The sequence below is a fragment of the Streptomyces sp. genome, assembly GCF_036524955.1.
Classification (GTDB): domain Bacteria; phylum Actinomycetota; class Actinomycetes; order Streptomycetales; family Streptomycetaceae; genus Actinacidiphila.
In genome coordinates this window covers 1-20,258 of sequence record NZ_DATDBG010000086.1, presented here as the reverse complement: position 1 = coordinate 20,258, position 20,258 = coordinate 1, and the positions used below count along the sequence as shown (strand labels likewise).

The following is a 20,258-nucleotide window of genomic DNA, read 5'->3' as shown; positions in this document are numbered from 1 at the left end:
GTCGTTGCCCCGGCCGCGGGGCAACGGCCGGCTCAGGAGGCGACGTCGGCCGTCGCGCCCCCGCCGGTGGCTACGCCGCCGTGCGGCGTGGCGCGCGCCGCGACTTCGGCCGACGGCCGCCGTACCGTCCCCACCGGACGAAAGTGCCCGTGGGACAGCCCTGTTCGCGCCTTCTTGTCGTCCTTGAGCAGCCGCCGTGCACCAGTTCCTGGAGGGCGGCGTCCCGGCGGATCTCATCGAGCCGGGCGTCGCGATCAACGGCGACGACACCGTGCAGCCGAGTGGCCTCGTCCCCCGGCCCCCCACTCCGCGAGCCCGGACGTCAGCCCCACAGCGTTCTCAGCCGGACTTCCTGCTCACTCCCTCCGCGGGTGGCCTCGTCCCTCGGCCGCCCACTCCAGGAGCTCGGGCGTCAGTCCTCCGTCTCAATGCGCGCCGCGCAGGGCCTGGAGGATCTGGCCGGGCGGAGGCGGGGCGGGCAGGGGCCGGGTGTGGTCGGCGGAGCACGCCTGGAGCACGAGGGCGACGTGCCGCCGCCACGCGGTGGGCGCGGTGTCGCGGGTCGCGCCGACCACGCCCGCGTTGGCCATGAGGATGACGGGAAGGTCGTGCGGGGAGAAGTCCGGCCGCAGGCGCCCGGCGGTCTTGGCCGCCTTGACCAGGCGCACGAAGCCGCGGTACGCGCGCCCGCGCTCCGCCTCGAACTCCTCGGCAGCGGGGAACGACGTGGTCAGCACGTGGGTGAAGCCGCGCACCTCGGCCTGCATGCGGCACACCGTCTCGACGTAGTCGCAGAAGCCGTGCCACGGGTCGGGGTCCCGGAGGGCCACCTCCACGGCGTCGGCGTACGCCGTCATCGACGGCCCGAACGTCTCGGCGATGAGCGCGTCCCGCGTAGGGAAGTTCCGGGCGAGCGTCGCGATGCCCACGCCGGCGCGCCGGGCGACCTCGCTCATCGGCACGAGCAGCCCTGCCTCGCCGAAGACCTCGCCCGCCGCGTCCAGAATCCGCGCGCGGTTGCGCAGCGCGTCCGCGCGACGCGGTCGGCCCTCCTCAAGGGCGGTCCGGGCGGTGGGTTGGTCCATGGTCCCCACTGTAAGCGAAACGGAAGACCCTCTCCAGATATGCTACGGTGAGCATATAATGGAAGACCTCTTCCACTTCTCTCGGCTTGTCCGGACCGGACCGCCCGACCCGCCGGACCGCCGCCCCTTCGCACGCGAGGAGCCCGTGCAGTGGAGATCGGCATAGCGTCGTTGAGCGACACCCAACTGGTCCCGGAAACAGGGCAGTTGTATCCGGCCGGTCGGCGGCACGCGGACATCCTCGACTACGCCGAACTCGCCGAACGCCTCGGCCTGGACCTCTTCGGGCTCGGCGAGCACCACAGCGTGGACTTCGCTGTCTCCTCCCCGGCGGTCGTCCTGTCCGCCATTGCCGCCCGCACCTCCACGATCCGGCTGGCCAGCGCGGTCACCGTGCTCAGCGTGCTCGACCCCGTCCGCGTGTACCAGGACTTCGCCACCCTCGACCTGATCAGCCAGGGCCGGGCCGAGATCGTCGCCGGGCGCAGCGCCTTCGCGGAGCCCTTCGCGCTCTTCGGCGTCGACATGGCCGGGTACGACGCGGTCTTCGCGGAGAAGCTCGACCTGCTGCTCCAGTTGCGCCGGAAAGAGCGGCTGAGCTGGAAGGGCCGCTTCCGTCCGCCCATCACCGACTCCGCGGTCACGCCCCGGGCCCAGCAGAACCCGCTGCCGGTGTGGCTCGGCGTGGGCGGCTCGCCGGGCAGCGCCCAGCGCGCCGGACGCCTCGGGTTGCCCATGATGCTCGGCCTGATCGGCGGCTCCATCGCCGACGCCCGGCACGCCGTCGACATCTACCGCGCCGCCGGCGAGCAGGCCGGTCACGCCGACAAGCTGAGCGTCGGCATCGCCACGCACGTCTTCGCGGCCGAGCGCTCCTCAGCCGCCCGGGAGGTCTACCCGTACTACCGGGAGTTCCTGCGGCCCAAGCGGCCCGGCGGATCGGGATTCATGGTCAGCCAGCCGCAGTTCATGGCCGGCATCGCCCCCGGCAACGCGCTCATGATCGGCACCTCGGAGGAGATCGTCGCCAAGATCCTGGAGGCGCGGAAGGTACTCGGCGTGGACCGCGTCCTGGGCCTCGTCGACTGGGGCGGGCTGCCGCGCGCCCTGGTTGAGGAGTCCATCACCCGTTACGCCACCGAGGTCGCCCCGGCCGTCCGGTCGGCCCTCGGCGTCACGGTCGGCGGCGCCCGCAGACGTGTTTCCGGATGCGGCAGGCCGATCCGGTGTCGTGGCGGGTCACCCAGGTGGACGGGCCGCGGGGAGGGCCGCGGCGGGGTGACCCCTACTGCGGCGCGGCCGGAGGACACGGCTCCGCGCACGGGAACAGGGGTCGACCGGGGTTGTGACCGCGCCGGGCAGGCCGCGATATTGCAGGTAATCGGTCATTCCCGCCGACAGCGCCTTTCTGACGGTGACTCGCTTCGCCTCACCTCGCCAGGCCACACGGGCGCGACGGACCGACCGGAGCAGACGCGACACACGGGGGAGAGCTCCACATGCCGTCATGTGGACACATACGCGGGAGCACCGATCGGCACCGGCCACCTGCCGGCGTTCGCGGAGATCCGCCTGCCTGAACGGGAATCGCCCGCGCCGGCCCCACGGCGCCTCACTGCCCGCGTGCGGTGAGGCGGCCCGGCAGACGGTTCCGCATCAGGAGTGGCCGGCCGACGGAGACCGGCGTTCCCACCGCTCCCGTACCGCCCTTCCGGCGCGCACGATCCGCGCACGATCCGCGCACGACCCGCGCACGACCCGCGCCCGCACCGCGGCCCCGCCACACCCTCCGCGTTCGTTCCGATCGGCCGCACGTGTCTCCGTACCGCCTCATCCACAGGCGCATACCAGCAGCACGCACCCGAAGGAGCAACAGGTCTCATGACACCCGACAACGCCGACCGCGAGGCCGTGACCGCGGCGGCACCGGCGCCCGCCCCGGCGACGCCGGCTCCCTCGCCGGGCCCTGCCCCGGCCTCCGCCCCGGCCCCCAGGGCCGCCCGGCTGAACTCCCTGAGCGGTCTGCGCTTCCCCTTCGCTGTGGGGGTGTTCCTCTTCCACGCCGCGCTCGGTGCCCCGACCCTGCGGCTGTTCGCCGACGACGGCGTGGAAAACGCCTTCTACCGCACGATCGCGCCGGCCGGCCCGCCGGCGGTGACCTTCTTCTTCATCCTCAGCGGGTTCATCATGACCTGGTCCGCCCCGGCGGCCGACACGGCCAGGTCGTTCTGGCGCCGCCGTTTCGTCAAGGTCGTGCCGAACTACGTGGTGGCGTGGGCGCTGTGGATGACGGTGATCGGCGCGTCCGGCACCCCGACGTGGCGGGTGGTCGTCGACTTCTTCATGCTGCAGTCGTGGGTGCCGGACGTGAACACCTTCTTCTCGCTGAACGTCCCGGGCTGGTCGCTGTCCGCCGAGTTCTTCTTCTACCTCGCCTTCCCGCTGCTGTTCCACGCCGCCCGGCGGATCCCCGCGCGGCACCTGAAGTTCTGGCTCGCGGGGCTGGTCGGGCTCATCTGCTTCGTCCCGCTGATCGCGTACTCGGTCATGTCCTTCGGCACCGCCCGGGTGCCCAACGAGCCCGCGCAGTCCGCCAATTACCTGTGGGTCGTCTACATCTTCCCGGTCAGCCGCGTGGTGGACTTCGCGCTGGGCATCGTGGTGGCGCGGGCGGTGATGCTCGGCCGGTGGCGCAACATCGGCCTGATCTGGTCCGGCGTGCTGTTCGTCGCCGCGTACGCGGCCGCCTTCCACATCCCGTACTTCTACGGTGTGCGCGTGGTGTTCACGGTGCCCGCCGCGCTGCTCGTCGCGGCCGCCGCCATCGCCGACAACGAGGGCCGGTTCACGCTCTTCCGCAACCGCGCGATGACCTGGCTCGGCGAGATCTCCTTCGCCTTCTACCTCCTGCACTACATCGTGCTGGTCGAGACCCGGTCCCTGCTGGGCACCCGGATGTTCGGCGTCCCGGCGACGATCGGGATCATGCTGCTGGAACTGGCCGTGTCGGTGCTGGCCGCCTGGGCGTTGTACGCCCTGGTGGAACGGCCGCTGACCCGCAAGTGGTCGCGCCCGCGCAAAGCCGCGTCGGCGCAGACCGCCAGAGTGCCGCGGCAGCGGGTGGCGTCCGACGGCTGAGGCGCGACAGCGGTGCTCACGCGCCGGGCCGGGCTCCGGAGGTCCGGATCCTCGGCGTGACCGCCGGTGCCGACGGTGCGGTGGGCCGTCGGGGCACGGGCCGCCGAGAGCCGGGAACGCCGCAACGAACGAACCGCTTGCCGAACTGCGAGTCGGCGATCTCGCGTCAGTGATACGTTCGCCGTACCGCCGGTAAGTGGGCTGGCTCAAGGACGGTGGGACGGGCCGTGACGGCGTTCCGGGGTGGGGGCACACCGAACGCCGACGCGACGTGCCGGAGCCGGAGGGATGGGGAGGCATCGTGTCGCGAGACACCGTGGAGGACGGGACCGGCCTGAACCTGGAGAACGCGACCCGCGTGCTGCGCGAGCGTTCGGCCGGACTGGCCGACGAGCTGAACGAGACGGCTCGGCGTGTCTCCACCGGGACGGCGCTGCCCGACGACGTGCTGCGGCAGCTGGGCGACTGGTCGGCGGCGCGCTCGGACCTGGCCGAGAACGTACGGGCGGCGGGCCTGACGTGGGCCGCCGACCAGGGCTTCGCCGAACTGGACGCGCTGCTCGACGCACTGCGCACCGAGCGGGAGGCGCGGGCCGCCCGTGCCCGGGAACTGGCATCGCTCCGGGAGCAGCTCGACACCTTACGGGGCTTCCTGGAGCAGGCCGGAGGTGGCGGGGGTGCCTACTCGGACGCGTTACGCACGACGCTGACCACTCTCGAAGGCAGGATCGCGGAGCTGGAGAGCACTCCCGCCCAGTCCTCCCCACACCATGCGCCCGCCCCGCGCGAGGACCCGGCGGCGATCACATCGGCACCCGGCAGCACCCCGGAATCCGACACCACGTCAGTCGGCGGAGGGGCGGACGGAGAGCGCGATACGGGGGGCCTGGGGCCGGCCGCAAGGGCCCGGCGCGCTCCCCTTCCCGACGGGGACGACGGTACCCGGACCACCGACGAGTCCCGCCCCGACACCGCTCCACCCGGCGCACCCGCCGCACCCGTGCCTCCGGAGCCGGTGGCGGAGGCACACCGCGTCGGCTCCGCGGCCGATGGCGGGACGGCCGAGCACGCACGGGCCGAGGACTGCGGGGCGGCGGAAGACGAAAGGCCCGACCACGAGACGGCCGAGGACACACAGGCCGAGGACGGCACGAAGGCCGAGAACGAAAAACCCGACCACGACACGCCCGAGGACGAACGGCCCGAGCCCGACCCCGAAACAACCGAGGACGAAACAGCCGAGGACGAGGAGACGCCCGGGGACGCGGCGGGCTCCCACTTCCCGTGGCAGGACGGCGATCAGGTCTCCGGTCAGGGCGCCGCCGGGTCGCCGGTGGCACGTCTGGTCGCGGGCGGCCGGTTCCAGGAGGCGTACTGGCTCACGGTCGGGTCGGCCGAGCCCGGGCACCGCGCGGAGTGCCTGGCCTTCGCGGCGGCGGCGTTCTCCTGCGACTCCGCGGAAGAGGCGACGCAGGTGATGACGCGCTTCCCGCCCGATCCGGACGTGCTGCACGGAGACCAGACGGCGCTGATGCTCGCGGCCGTGGCCTCTCTGCGCGCGGGCCTGGTAGCGGGCTGGCCCAACGACCTGCTGCTGCAGGCGGATCCCGCCTCCACCGCCCCGGGCCCGTGGGGGAAGCTGCTGGCGAGTGCCGTGGACATGCTCCGGCGCTACCAGCGGGTGGACCGTACGAGGCTGACCCCGACCGACGGTGCCAGCCCCACCCTGACCCGGTCCCGCATCGCGAAGGAGGCGGCCACGCTGGCCGCGAACCTGCCGCAGAAACGGATCGGCTACGCGCGGGCCACACAGGTGCAGAACCGGTTGATCGGTCCCGAGCAGCCGCTCGGCCGGGCCCTGGCCGCCGTGCAGGAGTGGGCCGCGGGGCAGGCCGACGCCTCGGTGCTCGACGACGCGTGGGAGGCATTCCGCAAGCGGGACTCCTCGGAGCGGATCATCGAGGAGGCGGACGCGGCCATCCGCACCCCCAAGCAGGCCAAGGAACCGATCGAGGCGATGGCGAAACGCGCCCTGCTCCACCGGATAGAGCAGGTGGCCACCCTGCTGTCCCAGGCCCGGGCGCTGGCCGCGCCGGGGGCGGAGGAGAGCATCGACAACGCCGCCAGTCTGCGGCACGTCCTCGACGGCGTCCGCGGCGCGGCGCTGCCGCCCGGAGTCGAGGGGGCCGCGCTGTCCCGCCTGCGGGACTGGCTGCTCGGCGAGGACTGCGCACCGGTGCCGCGCCCGGTGCTGGACGCCGCGGAAGGCGGCGGTGACGCCGGCGGAGCCGATTTCGCCGGGATGCTCGGCGCCGAGGCGCTGCTCGCGGCACCCGAACTCCCCCGCTCACGGGACGGAGCGCCGCTGCCGCACGCCCCGGGCTTCGCCGAGTCCCTGACGGCGCTGCTGGAGCCCGTGGACATCCGCGGGGTGCTGACCAGGTACGCCGACCGCGGCGACCTCCACCTGGCGGACGCCCTGGTGGAAGCGCTCGAGCAGGGCCTCGTGCCGGCCGCCCCCGCGGGTACCTGGACGCTCCCGTCCGACTGGCGGGTGCGACGCGACGCGGAGTGGGCGCGCTGGTCGAGCCTCCGTCGCGAGGCCCACCGGGTGGCGGCCGGACTGCTGGCCGAACTCCGCACCCAGCAGAGCCTGCACGAACTGACGGAGCGCGAACTGGCAGGTGTGCTGGAGCGGTTGGAGCAGCCGTCCCCGGCGGGGGCCTTCCGGGCGACCGTCGAGGATCTCCGGAAGCTGGAGGAGGAGCTGCGTCGGCGCGTCCAGGAGTACATGGCCCGGCTGCACGAGCAGCTCGAAGCCCTGCCGATGTCGGAGCAGGACCGCAAGCGGCTGACCGCCCTGCTCCGGGCGGGCGACACGGTCACGGCCGAGGAGTGTCTGGCACTGCTGCGCAAGGGGGACGCGCTGCCGGACTGGAGCGGGGTCGACTGGGGCGAGGAGCTGGCGCGTTTCATGGCCGGGCTGGGGGGCGTGACGCCGCACGGCAACGGCCAGCGGGGCTTCTCGGCACAGCCGTGGGCGGGGCTGTACGCGGAGGGACAGCCGCTGACCGAAGGCGCGAAGGTCGGGCTGGAGTCCTGGGACGCGCTGTGCAGGCCGAACACTCGTGGCTCGGAGTGGCAGAAGCACGTGCCCTCGGTCCTGCGTGTCCTGGGCTTGGAAGGCCGGCCGCCGACCCGCGACGACCACCGGCAGGTGCGCGGCATCCTCCGGCTGAGTGCCAGGCTGAGCGTGAGCGAGAGCACTCCCGGCTACGTGGCCGCGCTCGGATCCGCGGCGACCACGTACACGGTCCTGGTGGTCTTCGACGAGCTGCGCGGACGCAGCCCGCTGGAGCTGCTCGACGGCAGCGACACCGGCGCCTGCATCATCCTCTACCTCTACCCGCTGGGCCTGGCCGGCCGACGGGGCATGGCGGCGCACGCCCGCACCTCGGCCCAGCAGGCGCTGGTGGTGGACCCGGCCGTCTTCGGCTGGATCGCGGCCCGCTCGCCGCGGTCCTTCCGGGCCGTGCAGCGGGTGACGCTGCCGTGGACGGCGTTCAACCCGTACACCCCGTTCGTCGCCGGTCTGGTGCCGCCGGAGGTGTTCTACGGGCGCAGTCAGGAGATGGCCACGGTCACCGATCAGCTCGGGGCGCTCTTCCTGTACGGCGGGCGGCAACTGGGCAAGTCGGCCCTGCTGCGCAAGGTGGAGGCCACCTTCCCGTCCACGCCGGAACGCCGGGCGGTCTACCTGGACCTGCGGGCACGCGGGGTGGGCGAGGCGGAGCCGGCCGAGCGGATCTGGTCGGTGCTGGCCGCCGAGCTGAAACGGGTGGGCGTGCTGGGCCCCAAGGTCTCCACCGAGGTGGGTCCGGACGTCCTGCTGAGCCAAGTGCGGCGTTGGCTGAGTGAGAACCGCGAGCGGAGGGTCCTGGTACTCGCCGACGAGGCGGACGCTTTCCTCACGGCCGATTCCAAGGCGGCGCACGGCCGCGGCGGTGAGGGCACCTTCGCCAATGTGTCCCAGCTCAAGGGGCTGATGGACGACACCGACCGCCGCTTCAAGATTGTTTTCGCCGGTCTGCACCAGGTCCAGCGCTTCAGCCACCTGTCCAACGTGCCCCTGGCGCACGGCGGTCCGGACGTGCTGATCGGCCCGCTCAAGCCCGCCGAGGCGCAGCGCCTGGTGGTGGAGCCGATGGCCGCCTTCGGCTACCGGTTCGAGAGCCCGGAGCTCGTGTGGCGCGTGCTGGCCGCCACCAACTACCAGGCCTGCCTGGTGCAGATCTTCTGCGAGCGGCTGGTCGCGGCGCTGCACGAGAAGCCGCTGGGCTCGGCGCTGTGGCCGATCCCCGTCACCGAGGAGGACGTCCGGGCGGTGGCCGGCTCGACGCAGGTCCACCGCAACATCGCCGAACGCCTGCGCATCACGATCAACCTGGAGGACCGCTACCGGGTGCTGGCGCTCGTCATCGCCCTGCGCAGCCAGGCCGACGGGTTCCAGCGCGGCTACGACGCCGACGAACTGCTGGGAGAGGCCAAGCTGAACTGGCCGGAGGGATTCCGGAAGCTCACCGCCAGCGACGTGAAGATCTACCTGGACGAGATGGCGGGGCTGGGCCTGCTCATCCAGCAGGCCGACCGGCGGAGTTACGCCGTGCGCAGCCCCAACGTCGTCCACATGCTCGGCACCCGCGAGGACCTGGAACTCGAACTGCGGCAGACCGAGTTCAGCCTGCCCTACGACTACAACCCGCGCTTCTCCCGCCGCCTGGTCGGACAGGACTCGAAGGGCATCGCGCGCTACAGCCCGTTGACGGAGCAGCAGCTCTACGACGCCACCAGTGCCGGCGTCACCGCTCTGTGCCTGACCCAGGCGCACGCCCCCAAGCTGGTGTCCATGGGGGTCCGTTCGTACGCCGACGCCCGGGGCCTCAAGGTGCACCAGGTCACGGCCGACGAGCTGGTGGGTGCGCCGTCCTGGGACACCCGCGGCCGACAGCCCAGCGTGGTCGTGGCCGACCTGCGTGCCCACGGCGCCGACACGATCCGCCGGGCGATGGACCGGCTGCACACGCACACCTCCCGCGGGACCGCGGTGCACCGCGCCGCCGTCGTCCTGCTCGATCCCGGGGCCCTGCAGGAGTTCCACGACGAGCGGGTCACCCGGTTGGTGCGCCCGGAGCGCTGGAACGCCGACAGCTTGCGGGCCTGGCCCGAGTGCCCCTTCGACACCCCCGACAAACGGCGGAAGCTGGTGGAGGCGACCGGCGGCTGGCCGAGTCTCGTCGAGCGCACAGTCGACCTGGCGACACGCGGGGGCGCCACCCTGGAAGCCGCCCTTGAGCAGGTGCAGACGCAGTGCGCCCGGCCGGACGTCGCCCGCACCCACCTGTCGCTCGTCGAACTCGACCAGCCGACGGTCGAACTGCTGCAGTCGTGGGCCGAGTACGTCGATCCCGGTGAGAGCTGCGGCTCCGAGGACATCGCCGCTGTCACCGGTCTCGCACTGGACGACGTCCACCGGCTCACCACACACCTGAACGACCACGGGGTGCTGGACGACAGCGAGAACGGCTACGCGTTGGACCCGGTCACCTTCCGGGCCCTTGGCGCGGCCGGGCACGCAGGGTGAGTACGGACCCTGGCTACAGTCTGACCTCGCTGCCCGGTGTCAGGCTGTGGCTGGACCGCCTGCGTGCCGACCTGCGGTCCGGACGCAGCTGCCTGTGGCTGCTGCCCCGGGCCGCATCCCGCGGTCCGGGCTGTGCGGCCGAGCGCCTGCTCGACGAGCTCCTCCACGAGGTGAACGACTTCCTGCTGCTGCCGCCGGGCGACAACGGCCGCGCCGTCCCCGTACCGGCGCCCGCCTCCGCGTCCGCGCGGCCTCCCCGGTGGTCCGGGACGGTTCCCACGATCGACTTCGACGACGGGCTGTCCGCACTGGACCTGTCGGCGAGCGCAGGTCCGCCGCAAGAGCCGCACCGCGCGCCGGCAACCGTCTCCGACGCCCTGACGGAGTTGCTGGAACGCCTCGGCAAGGAGCTTTCCGCCGACCCGGCGCCCGTGTCCGGCGACGGTACGGCCGCCGGGTGGGGCGGAGCGGAACCGCGGCGGCCCCCCTACGCGGTCCACGGGGCACTCGCACGGCTCGCCGGTCGCACCGGCGGCGGCCCGGAGACCCGGCCCATCGTTGTCAGGGCCTGGCGCGAGGCCGTCCCCACGGCCGCGACCCACCTGCTGCGGCGCCTCGTCGGCACCGTCCGGGAGGCGGGACTTCCGCCCGCCGAGCGCCCCCGTTCCCTCGTCGTCGCCGTCGCCGAGGACCTGCCCGCCGGCCTTCCCGAGCAGCTCGCCCGCGAGGACATCGCCGTGCACTGGTGGTGGGGGGCCACAGGGCGGCTGGACACCGCGACGGTCGTCGCTCTCACCCGCCCGTTCGTCGGCGGCTCCGCCGACCGGCAGCTCCTGGAAGCCGTCGTCCAGGCCACCGTCACCGAGATATGCGGCCCCTTCCTCGATGTGGCGGCCGCGCTGAGCAGGACGTGGGACGGGCAGCCCGAGACGCTGCTCGACGAGCTGCGCCGCGCCGTGACCGGAACGGCCCCGCCGGCGGACGCGCGTCCGCAGCGGTGGGACGCGAACCACCGGCCGGGCCGCCGGCCGGACGACGGGCTTCTCGCGACCTGGAGCGCCGCCGCCGTCGACAGCTGGGACGGTCGGCTGCGCCGGCACCCCGCCCACGACATCGCCGACGGCCATGCGGTCAGCACCGGCATGTGGCTCGCGCACAACAACGCGCTGCTCCCGCTGCTGGACGGCGCACGCGAGAAGTTCACCGACACCGTCCGGCTGCGTTCCCGGGTGCCGCTGCAGCAGCTCGCCGTGCGGTACGGTCCCCGCGTGGGCGACCGTACCGCGTACCCTGCCTCGGCCGGCGGCCCCGACGAGGGGCTCCGGGCCATGGAACTCGGTGCCATGTGGGGCGCACACCTCAACAAGGACATCGCGCTCACCAGAACGGAGAGCAACCGCCTGCACGTACTGTGGACCGTCCGGAACCGCCTCGCGCACCGTCAGCCGCTCGACGGAGCCCGCCTCCGGCACCTCGCGACAGAGCTGTGCCGCTGACCACCGCGTCCGGGCGTGGGCCCACGGCTTTTGAGGGTGGGGCCTGCTCGGGGAACTGCCGCGGTACCGGGCGCGCCCCGGCGAGGCGGCCGGCTCCTCGCGGCGCGGCCCGGACGTGCGGCACACCGGCAAGACGGCAACACCCCGCGGGCACGGCCCGCCGCGAGCGGCGAACCTGATCGAAAAGAAAGGCACGGACGGCATGCGCACCACCACTCTTGGCACCAACGGCCCCGAGGTCGGCGTCATCGGCCTCGGCTGCATGGGCATGACCTTCGCCTACGACCTGCAGAGCCCGCGCGACGACGCCACGTCCATCGCGGTGATCCACCAGGCACTCGACCTGGGCGCGACGCTGATCGACACCGCCGACGTGTACGGGCCCTGCACCAACGAGGAGTTGGCCGGGCGGGCGCTGACCGGCGGCCACCGCGAGCGCGCGGTCCTCGCCACCAAGGTCGGCCTAGTGGTGACCGATCCGACCGGCGGTCCCGACAACTCCCCCGTCATCGTCAACAACGGCCGCCCCGAGCACGTACGGAAGTCGATCGACGACAGTCTGCGCCGGCTCGGCACCGACCACGTGGACCTCTACCAGTTGCACCGGGTCGACCCGCGGGTGCCGTTGGAGGAGACCTGGGGAGCGATGGCGGAGACCGTGGCGGCGGGCAAGGCGCGTCACCTCGGCCTGTCCGAGGCGACGGTGGACCACATCAAGCGGGCGCAGGAGGTGCACCCGGTGACGTCAGTGCAGTCCGAGCTGTCGCTGTGGACCCGCGACGCGCTGGCCGAGGTCCTGCCCCACTGCCAGGAGCAGGGCATCGCGTTCCTGCCCTTCTCCCCGCTGGGACGCGGCTTCCTCGCCGGACGGTTCTCGTCCTTCGACGACCTGCCCCGGGACGACTTCCGCCGCCGGCTGCCGCGCTTCCAGCGGGACGCCCTGCACGCCAACCTCGCCATCGTCGGCCGGGTGCGGGAGGTCGCCGAGCGGATCGGCGCCACCCCGGCGCAGGTGGCGCTGGCGTGGGTGGTGGCCCAGGGCCGGCATGTCGTGCCCATCCCCGGAACCAAGACCCCCGCGTACCTGGCGGACAACGCCGGCGCGGCGGACATCGAACTGAGCGCGGCCGACCTGGCCGACCTCGACGCGCTGCCCGCGCCGGAAGGCAGTCGCTACTGAGTCGCCACTGACCCGTCGGCACCCCTGCACCCGCGGCTCAGCAGCCATGCCGCCCACCGGGCGGCGGGCCGGGCGCCGGACCCCTGGGCCCGGTGCGCAGGTCACACACGCTGCGCATCACCTGGTGATTACCGAATTCACCCGATTGGTGCCGTATGGATGCCCGGCATGGAGCAATGGCCCAGGCTGGAGATCATGGGGCAGCAAAGGATCAAGCTGGTGGCGTCTCTTCTGTCGCTGGCGTTCCTCGTGACCTGCGCGACTCCGGAAGGCCACACCCGGGAGCCACGGCGCAGCACCCTGGTCTTGCAGAGGGCGGCGTTGCGGCCCGTCATCATCGGGCGCGGGACATGGCGGGCCGACAACAGCGCGGTACGGCAGAAGCCTCTGTACTCCCGCTCCGTAAAAGCGGTGTTCGTGCATCACACCGACAACCCCAACCATTACGACTGCAAGGCCGATGTCCCCGCCATGCTGCTGGCGATGGAGGAAGCCCACCTCGCCCTGGGGTGGGACGACCTCGGTTACAACTTCGTCGTCGACCGGTGCGGCACCATCTACGAGGGACGGGCCGGCGGTGTCGACCGAGCGGTGCGCGGAGCGCACACCGAGGGCTTCAACGCCAACAGCGTCGGGATCGCCGCCCTCGGGACGTTCGGCAAGGGAGAGAAAGTGCCGCGCCCCATGCTGGAGGCCATCGCGTCCATAGCGGCATGGAAGCTGGATCCGGGCATCGACCCCCTGGGCCGGGTGCGATTGGTGTCCACCAACAGCAAGAGCCGCTACCCGAAGGGGACATCGGTGAAGGTGAACGTGATCTCCGGGCACCGCGACGTCTTCGAGACCACCTGTCCCGGCGACGCGCTCTACGACGCGTTGCCGTGGGTGAGGCAGGCCGCTGCACAACTGCGGAACAAGGCGGTCAGGGCGGGCTGAGCCACCTGTCGGGGTGACCCGCGGACCGCGTCGGCAGTGCCGCGTTTCGGTCCCTGGGCTCGGGCCGTGGGGGGTCTCCCGTCATGGCCGGGCGGCCGAGTGAGCGGCGGCCCATAAAACCCGTTGCTCCGCAAACGAGACTGGATCATGCCAATACGTCAGAGAATGGGAAGCGGCGTGTTCGACGACCTGCGCACATTGACTACGCGGCCTTGACCGTCCTCCTGGCATTGACAGTACCCTCCGCCATCTGATTTCATCAGGCGCTGCCTAAAGCGCATTGTTTCTCTTGTAGATCCTGGGAGGGCCGAGGCCTTTTCGCGATGAGCTCAGCGCATGTCGTCATCGAGGCCGTCCTCCTCATTCGACCCGGAAGGGCCGGCGACGGGGTGCGGGGGACCGCTGCTCGTACTGGTGGATGAGCGGTCGACGCACGTTCATCCCGAATATCGGCCGAAACGGCCGCCGGACGACGGCATGCGAGCGCCGCCACGGTTCAGCGTTCCCAGGACCGCCATGGACCTGCTGCCGGACCGCCAGGAACATCACGGACCGAGGGTCCGCACGTACCTTCTCCGCACCGCTGGCCGAAAGCCGAAAAAGGAACGTACGCCAAGCCGAGAAGTCCGGACGAACGAAGAATTCGGACATTTGACTCTCTCGCCTCGCACGACGCCGACAACTGGAGTGAACGTGACTTCGGACTTTCTCAAGGTTCTGGAAGAAGAAATCAGCCAGGGCTGGGAAGAGATCCACGCAGGGCCGTTCTGGCGCCACATGCTCGAAAACGGGCTGGACCGCGATCTGTACCAAACGGTGATGGCGCAGATATGGCACTACACCCAGCACAACCCGATCAACCAGTCGTTCGCGGCGTGGCGCGTGCCGCCGGCCAAGATGGGGCTGCTGCGCTACTGCTTCGAGCACTCCGAGGAAGAGCTCGGCCACGAGAAGATGATCGAGCACGACCTCAAGGCGGTGAACCTTCTGGAGGGTGCCCTGGAAGTGCCGCCGCTGCGGGCGACCCAGGCCCTCGTCGGCTATCTGTACTCGGTCAGCCTCAGGGACGGCGCGATTCCGCGCCTGGGGTACTCGTACTGGGCCGAGTCGGTGTACCCCCACATCACCGAACTCCTCGACCACATGCGTTCCGACCTCGGCCTGAGCGACCGGGAGATGTCGTTCTTCGTGGCCCACGCGGAGATCGACGCCAAGCACTCCGACGAGGTCAGAGAGCAGATCGAGCGCTGGGCGGTGAGCGAAGAGGACCAGTACAAGGTGCTTCAGGTCGCCAAGACGTCGCTCTGGCTGACCGGGCAACTGCTCGATGACAGCTACCGTGCCTACGCGGCCCGTTAGGCCCTTGCCGGGCCACGGCTTCGCGGCCTGAACCCTTCACATCAGGGGTGCGGTATCTCACCGCGCCCCTGATGTTTCGCATGTCCGGATGAGGGGCTGGTCATGGATGGGCCGGCCTGGGTTGAAAGACCTGACGACACAAGGAGGAAGGGGCGGGCATGGAGATGTCACCCCAGGAGGACATGCGGTTCTTCCGGCTGCCGCCAGAGGATTTCGGCACGCAGCTATGGAAAGAGCTTCGGACGCTGCGCGAACGCGTGTACAGCGATCGCCTCGACCTGCATCTCCATGACTCGGCGCGAGAGGCGGAGATCGACCGCCACAGCTACGTCTTCGGAATTTCGTCCCACGGCGTACTGAAAGCAACCATCCGGCTCACCCCGGCTACGGCACCGCTGCTAGAAATGCGCGAACTGGGCGTTTTCCCACAACAGATGACCGGAGCCGACGATGTCTGCGAGATCACCCGGTTCGCGGTGGGAGACAAAGGCCTGATGTACGGCACGGCCGTAGTGCACGGATTCGCCACGTGGATGCTGCAGAATACCTCGATCAAGCGCTACTACGCCTACTGCAGACCCAGATCGGCGCAATATTTCGTCCGCGCTTTCGGGGCACGTGTTCTCCCGGTGACGTTCGGCATCAGTGAACGCGGCGTCACCGACTACCGGATCGTCACGGGCACCATGGCCGACGCCGAAGGGCTCACTCGCCCGCGCGCGGCCGGCTTGGCGATCGATCACCCAGGCTCGGAGTGCGGTTTCCCCTGTTCATTGCCGGTGGGGAGGTAGCCGGCTTGCGCCCAGCCACCCGGCGAGTGCGGCGAAGTGGGTCCCTGTGAGTCCTTGGCGGGCGCGCCCGGGTCATGACTTCGCGGCCACGAAGGTCGTCGCGGCCACTACGGAGCCGTCCGCGGTGAGCAGACGCAGGCCGGTGACGGGGGCGCGGCCGGCCTGGTAGCCGCCGCCCCACTGGCCGTATCCGTCGGCGATGGGGAAGGAGCCGATCACGGCGGTGGAGCCGTCGCCGCGCTGGATCTGGCACCAGACCTTGCCGTCCGTGACCTCCGCGTGGTCGGCGTCCACCGACACGTACGCCCACGGCGGGGACCCCTCGTACGCGAACGCCCGCCCGACGGACTGACCTGACACGGCGAGCCCGCCGACGACGAGCGGGCCGCCCGGCTGCTCGGCGGTGGCCGGAGCGGCGGGGACGGATCCCCCGGATGTCTGACCGACCGCCCATCCGCCCACGCCGGCGGCGAAGGCCGTCGCGGCGGCCGCCGCACAGAGCGCGGCCCGGCGCAACAGCCTGTGCCGGGACTGCCGGGGGTGTGACAGTCCGATCCGCCGCAGGGCGCGGGTCTCGAAACCGACCGGCGGCTCACTGCCCGGGATGAGCTCCAGCAGTCCGTCGGCCGTGCGCACCAACTGACGGACGTGCTCCAGGCACGCGGAGCAGTGCTGGACGTGGGCTATGCCCGCGGCCCGCTCGCGGGCGGGCAGGATGCCGAGGGCCAGTTCCGGACCGCTGTCCAGGAACTGTTCGCAGGTGAGGTGGCCGAAGTCCGTCATGGCTTGTGGTGCCTGTCCCGGAGGGCGGCGCGGAGTTTTTCCACCGCGGTCCTGATGCGGCTCTTGGCGGTGCCGAGGGGTACCCGCTCGGCGTCCGCGACCTGCTGGGCGGTCATCCCGTAGATGCCGGCCATGACCACCGCCCGCGCCTGGTCGGCCGGCAGATCGGCGATGGCACCGCGCACCTCCGCGGATGTCTCGTCCGCGATCGCCTGCCGCTCCGGCGTCTGGGTGATGGTGTCGAGCAGCGGAGCCAGCTCCCCCGGGTCCATCGGAAGGGCCCTGCGGGAGCGTACGGCGTCGATCGCCAGGTTGTGCGCGATGGCCGTCAGCCAGGTGCGGACCGACCCGCGGCGCGAGTCGTAGATCTGGGCGTGCCGGCAGGCCTGTTCGAAGGTCTGCTGGGCGATGTCCTCGGCAAGCTGCTGGTCACGGGTCACCGTGATCGCCACCCCGAAGACCTTGTGCTGGAACCGGCGGACGAACGCGACAGCGAGCTCGGGATCGTCGGTCATGAGGCCCGCGACCAAGGCGTCATCGGGCAACTGATCCAACGGGAGTCCCGCCCGGTCCATGTCTTTACTACGTATCACCTCGCGCGAGGGATTGCCTGCGGTGCCGACGGTCCGCACGAGGCGGTCCGCGACGGACGGGTTCATCACGGACGGCTTCACCACAGGCGGGTCCGCACGCAGCGGACCGCAACGAGGCGGACCGCAACGGACGGCCTCACTCGGCGGCCGAAGGCGGCGGGACCCAGCGCCGGTGCTGCGGCAGCGAATCGTCGAGGGCGGCGGTGAGTTCGCCGACCGTGGGGCGGGCGGCCGGGTCCGGTTCCAGGCAGCCGTCGATCGCCGCCGCCAGCCCGTGCGGCAGGCGTCGGCGGGTCCCGACCGGCGCGGCACGTTCCTCAAGCTGCGGGTACCAGCCGTCCGGGCCGGCCGAGTCCCCGCCGCCCTCGCCGCGCGCCGGGCTCTCCCGGGGCACCGACGCGTCCCGCGCCGACCCCTCGCGCCGGTCCGCGGTCTCGCCGGTCTCGCCGGTCTCGCCGGGCCCAGCGGTCTCGCCGCTGTCGAACAGTGCGTCGCCGGTGGCGGCCTCGTACAGCGTCACGCCGATGCCCCACACGTCCGCTGCGGGCGCGAGCGGCCCCCCGCTCGCCTGCTCGGGAGCGAGGTAGCAGAAGGTTCCGAGCCCCGGAGGGGCCGGCCCGGGTGGGCGCGCGATGCTGAGGTCGAGCACCTTGGCGTGCCGGCAGTCGATCACGACGTTGGACGGCTTGATGTCCAGGTGCAGCAGCCCCTGACCGTGCAGGTAGTGCATCGCGGAACACAGATGCAGGCCGAGCAGGGCGAGATCGGCGGCGGACGGCCGACGCCGCAGCCGGTGGATGAGGTGCGACAGCGTCTCCCCGGTCAGCGTCTCCAGCACGACGATCGGCTCGGGCGTCTCGACGGTCTCGTACCCGCGGACCAGGTGCGGATGGGTGAACGCCTGAAGCCAGCGGCCCTCCCGCAGCAACCGGTCGCGCAGCCGCTGCTCGTGCCGGCGGTCCGGGCGCACCATCTTCACCACACACCGGCAGTCCCGTACCTCGCTCCAGGCGTCGTACACGTCGAGCCAGCCGGTCCGGTCCAGGTGCGCGAGGATCTCATAGCCCGGCGTCGGCCTGGTACCCGCCTCCAGGGGCGCAATCGGCGGGGCCGCATCGGAGGGCTGACGCCCGAGCTCCCGGAGTGGGCGGCCGGAGGACGAGGCCACTCCCGGAGGGAGCGAGCAGGAAGACCGACCAGCGGCCGTGGCGTGGCTCACCAGTGCACCTCCGCATCGGGTGCGGGACCCGCGGGTACGGGGCCGGGGCCGGCCGCCGCGGGGCCGGTCGCCGCGTGCAGCCAGTACTGCCGGGCGTAGATCCCCCCGTACCCGATCAGCTCGTGGTGCGTGCCGCGCTCGGCGACCCGGCCCCGGTCCAGTACCACGATCTGCGTCGCCTCACGGACGGTGAGCAGGTTGTGGGAGATGACGATCGTGGTCCGACCGGCCATCAGCCGGCGCAGCGGTTCCATGATCCGCCACCCGGACTGGGCGTCCAGACCGGTGGTCGGCTCGTCGAGGAGCAGTACGGGCGCGTCCCGGACCATCGCGCGGGCGATGGCCAGGCGCTGGCGCTGTCCGCCGGACAGCAGCCGACCGCGCTGGCCCACGTCGGTGCCGTAGCCCTCCGGAAGCTGAAGGATGAAGTCGTGCGCGTCGGCGGCGCGGGCCGCCGCGACGATCTCCGCCTCTGTCGCGTCCGGCCGGCCGTAGCCGATGTTGTCCCGTACGGTGCCGTGCAGGACGAGCGTCTCCTGGAGCACCACCGCGATGTTGTCCCGGAGCTCGGACAGCCGCAGGTCCCGCAGGTCGATCCCGTCGAGGCGCACGGCCCCGCGGTCCGGGTCGTAGAACCGCAGCAGCAGCTTGGCGGCCGTCGACTTGCCGGCACCGCTCGCCCCGACCACCGCCAGTACCTCGCCGCATCCCGCCTGGAACGACACGTCCGAGAGCGCGGGCCGCGCCGTGTCCGGGTAACCGAAGGACACACTGTCGAACTCCACCGCGCCCCGGGCACGCCCGATCCGCCGGGGGGTGGCGGCATCGGCCACCTGGGGCCGCTGGTCGAGCAGCTCGATGATCCGCTCCGCGGAGGCAGCGGCGGCGTAGAAGGTGTTGCTGAGCCGGGACAGGTCGCGGATCGGGCTGTAGAGCCTGCTCAGCAGCGCGAGAAAGACCATCAGTCCGCCCAGTGTGAGCTGACCCTGCGCCAGCTTCCACGTCCCCAGCCCCATGACGGCCAGGGCGCCGACGACCTCGATGAGCTCGACGAGGGGTGCGAACAGGCTTCGGATCCGGGTCGAGGCCATGGCCGCCCGGAACCTGCCCAGGTTCTCCCGCTCGAACCGGCGGCGCTCCCACCCCTGCCGGTTGTAGGCCTGTACCAGAGCGATGTTGCCGAGGGCCTCCTCGGTGATCGCGCTGATCGAGCCGCTGCGCCGGCGCCGCTCCCGGGACGCGGCCTTGACCTTCCGGGAGAAGTGCCGGGCGGCGAGCCAGAACAACGGCGCGATGACGAGCGCGACGAGGGTCAGGTCCCACTGCAGGTAGATGAGCAGACCGACGAAGACGCCGAGCTGGATGACGTAGTAGAGCGCGTTCGCCACCCCTGAGAGCAGAAACGTCTCGACCGCGTCGACATCCCCGGTCAACCGGAACATCACGTCCCCCAGACGCCGCCGGTCGAAGAAGCCGAGGGAGAGGTTCTGGACATGCCGGAAGATGTCCGCTCGAAGATTCAGCAGGAAACGCTCGCTGACCCAGGTGGACGTCATGTCGTCGGCGAAGCCGAGCACGCCGAGGCCGAGTGTCAGCCCGGCATACGCGAGGGCGATCGGCAGGAAGGGACTCAGATCTCGCGGAACGAGTACCTCGTCCACCACGATCTTGAAGAGCCAGATCTGGAGGCCGTCGAGGGCGGGGCCGACGATGCTGAAGACGAGGATCGGGATGAGCCAGCGACGGCCGCCGCGGGTGTAGGGCCAGAAGCGCCGGAACACCGCCCGCATCGGGACAGCGGGCGCGGCGGCGACGACCTGGTCGGGGTCTTCGGCCACCGACAGCAGTCGCCGCAGCGCGGACCGGACGACATGCGTCATCCCATGCGTTTCCCTACCGCGGACCGCGGGACGGCCGCGGCGGGCCGGAAGCGAGCTCCCGGCCGCCTGGCCGACCAGCGCGTGGAGTCAGTGCCCGTGGCTGGTGGTGGTGTGGCGACGACGCCTGACAGTGAGGATGTAGGTAGATGGCACCGCT

The 20,258-nt window shown here is 71.6% G+C and carries 13 protein-coding genes; 8 read left to right on the top strand and 5 right to left on the bottom strand.

All coding sequences use genetic code 11. The features are described 5' to 3' along the window. Window positions 1-425: 425 nt before the first annotated feature. Entirely contained in the window at window positions 426-1,085 is a 660-nt protein-coding gene (locus tag VIW71_RS07890; RefSeq protein WP_331621299.1) for a TetR/AcrR family transcriptional regulator, read from the bottom strand. A 150-nt stretch (window positions 1,086-1,235) separates the two neighbouring features. On the opposite strand from VIW71_RS07890, the gene VIW71_RS07885 reads away from it, so the two are divergent. The 8 genes from VIW71_RS07885 (at window position 1,236) to VIW71_RS07850 (ending at window position 15,626) form a co-directional block, all read left to right on the top strand. After that, window positions 1,236-2,717: an LLM class flavin-dependent oxidoreductase gene (locus tag VIW71_RS07885; RefSeq protein WP_331621298.1), complete on the top strand. Its 1,482-nt coding sequence runs from the start codon at window positions 1,236-1,238 to the stop codon at window positions 2,715-2,717. A gap of 249 nt (window positions 2,718-2,966) precedes the next feature. Further along, window positions 2,967-4,223: an acyltransferase family protein gene (locus tag VIW71_RS07880; protein WP_331621297.1), complete on the top strand. Its 1,257-nt coding sequence runs from the start codon at window positions 2,967-2,969 to the stop codon at window positions 4,221-4,223. 301 nt (window positions 4,224-4,524) lie between these two features. Next, entirely contained in the window at window positions 4,525-9,864 is a 5,340-nt protein-coding gene (locus VIW71_RS07875) for a hypothetical protein (RefSeq protein WP_331621296.1), read from the top strand. Then, complete coding sequence (locus tag VIW71_RS07870) at window positions 9,861-11,360, top strand: hypothetical protein (RefSeq protein WP_331621295.1); 1,500 nt, start codon at window positions 9,861-9,863, stop codon at window positions 11,358-11,360. The genes VIW71_RS07875 and VIW71_RS07870 overlap by 4 nt, the downstream gene beginning before the upstream one ends. Window positions 11,361-11,562: 202 nt before the next feature. Further along, complete coding sequence (locus tag VIW71_RS07865) at window positions 11,563-12,540, top strand: aldo/keto reductase (protein WP_331621294.1); 978 nt, start codon at window positions 11,563-11,565, stop codon at window positions 12,538-12,540. A gap of 168 nt (window positions 12,541-12,708) precedes the next feature. Then, window positions 12,709-13,476 carry an N-acetylmuramoyl-L-alanine amidase gene (locus VIW71_RS07860; RefSeq protein ID WP_414720692.1) on the top strand — a complete coding sequence of 256 codons (768 nt, stop codon included), beginning with the start codon at window positions 12,709-12,711 and terminating at the stop codon, window positions 13,474-13,476. A 693-nt stretch (window positions 13,477-14,169) separates the two neighbouring features. Next, window positions 14,170-14,835 (top strand): TenA family transcriptional regulator, encoded by a 666-nt coding sequence (locus tag VIW71_RS07855; protein WP_331621293.1) that lies wholly within the window; start codon window positions 14,170-14,172, stop codon window positions 14,833-14,835. Between the two features lie 158 nt (window positions 14,836-14,993). After that, window positions 14,994-15,626, top strand: coding sequence for an N-acyl amino acid synthase FeeM domain-containing protein (locus VIW71_RS07850; RefSeq protein ID WP_331621292.1), 633 nt, complete (start codon window positions 14,994-14,996; stop codon window positions 15,624-15,626). A 72-nt stretch (window positions 15,627-15,698) separates the two neighbouring features. Here the strand turns inward: VIW71_RS07850 and VIW71_RS07845 are convergent, their stop codons facing one another. The 4 genes from VIW71_RS07845 to VIW71_RS07830 all read right to left on the bottom strand — a co-directional run bounded on the left by VIW71_RS07845 (window position 15,699) and on the right by VIW71_RS07830 (window position 20,101). Continuing rightward, window positions 15,699-16,409, bottom strand: a complete 711-nt coding sequence (locus VIW71_RS07845) for a hypothetical protein (RefSeq protein WP_331621291.1) — start codon at window positions 16,407-16,409, stop codon at window positions 15,699-15,701. Next, the gene (locus VIW71_RS07840; protein ID WP_331621290.1) at window positions 16,406-16,984 is read right to left on the bottom strand and encodes an RNA polymerase sigma factor; all 579 of its coding nucleotides are present in this window, start codon (window positions 16,982-16,984) and stop codon (window positions 16,406-16,408) included. Before VIW71_RS07840 ends, VIW71_RS07845 begins: the two co-directional genes overlap by 4 nt. A gap of 154 nt (window positions 16,985-17,138) precedes the next feature. Next, complete coding sequence (locus tag VIW71_RS07835; RefSeq protein WP_331621289.1) at window positions 17,139-18,170, bottom strand: serine/threonine-protein kinase; 1,032 nt, start codon at window positions 18,168-18,170, stop codon at window positions 17,139-17,141. Window positions 18,171-18,217: 47 nt separating this feature from the next. Next, entirely contained in the window at window positions 18,218-20,101 is a 1,884-nt protein-coding gene (locus VIW71_RS07830; protein WP_331621288.1) for an ABC transporter ATP-binding protein, read from the bottom strand. Between the last annotated feature and the right edge of the window lie 157 nt (window positions 20,102-20,258).

Coding starts and splice junctions, on each gene's coding strand:
- VIW71_RS07860 (WP_414720692.1), top strand. CDS start 12,709: ATGGAGCAATGGCCCAGGCTGGAGATCATGGGGCAGCAAAGGATCAAG.
- VIW71_RS07840 (WP_331621290.1), bottom strand. CDS start 16,984: ATGGACCGGGCGGGACTCCCGTTGGATCAGTTGCCCGATGACGCCTTG.
- VIW71_RS07890 (WP_331621299.1), bottom strand. CDS start 1,085: ATGGACCAACCCACCGCCCGGACCGCCCTTGAGGAGGGCCGACCGCGT.
- VIW71_RS07850 (WP_331621292.1), top strand. CDS start 14,994: ATGGAGATGTCACCCCAGGAGGACATGCGGTTCTTCCGGCTGCCGCCA.
- VIW71_RS07830 (WP_331621288.1), bottom strand. CDS start 20,101: ATGACGCATGTCGTCCGGTCCGCGCTGCGGCGACTGCTGTCGGTGGCC.
- VIW71_RS07880 (WP_331621297.1), top strand. CDS start 2,967: ATGACACCCGACAACGCCGACCGCGAGGCCGTGACCGCGGCGGCACCG.
- VIW71_RS07865 (WP_331621294.1), top strand. CDS start 11,563: ATGCGCACCACCACTCTTGGCACCAACGGCCCCGAGGTCGGCGTCATC.
- VIW71_RS07845 (WP_331621291.1), bottom strand. CDS start 16,409: ATGACGGACTTCGGCCACCTCACCTGCGAACAGTTCCTGGACAGCGGT.